The 433-nt window shown below is 65.8% G+C and carries 1 rRNA gene; it reads right to left on the minus strand.

The annotated features are described in order from the left end of the window. Positions 1-345: 345 nt before the first annotated feature. Positions 346-433 (minus strand): 5S ribosomal RNA (rrf, locus tag EV187_RS11900); the annotation flags it as partial.

The following is a 433-nucleotide window of genomic DNA, read 5'->3' on the forward strand; positions in this document are numbered from 1 at the left end:
CGCCACCACCCGAATACGGACGTTTCGCATCCCGGTCTCCATACGGACGCTTCTGACCGCTCGCGGAGGTGGGACGCTTGCCGTCGCGATCCTTGGAACCACCTCGCGACGGGCCTTGGCCCGTGCGGCCGGCGGACGCACCACGGCCGCCACCCTGCGTCCGCTCACCGCTTCGATCGTCGCGCTTGGGGCGTTCCTGATCCCCCGAGTCGTGCCTCGAATCGCTCACGATTGTCCTGTCGTGTGTGGAGTCCTCATCGGACTCAACCGTACTGCGGCCGACGTCGGAGCGGCCCGTTAACGAGAAATGGCCACCCGTCTTCGGGTGGCCACTCCTCAATGAATGTCCGGCGGTGTCCTACTCTCCCACAGGGTCGCCCCTGCAGTACCATCGGCGCTGCGAGTCTTAGCTTCCGGGTTCGGAATGTGTCCG

Source organism: Agromyces ramosus, from assembly GCF_004216665.1.
Lineage (GTDB): Bacteria > Actinomycetota > Actinomycetes > Actinomycetales > Microbacteriaceae > Agromyces > Agromyces ramosus.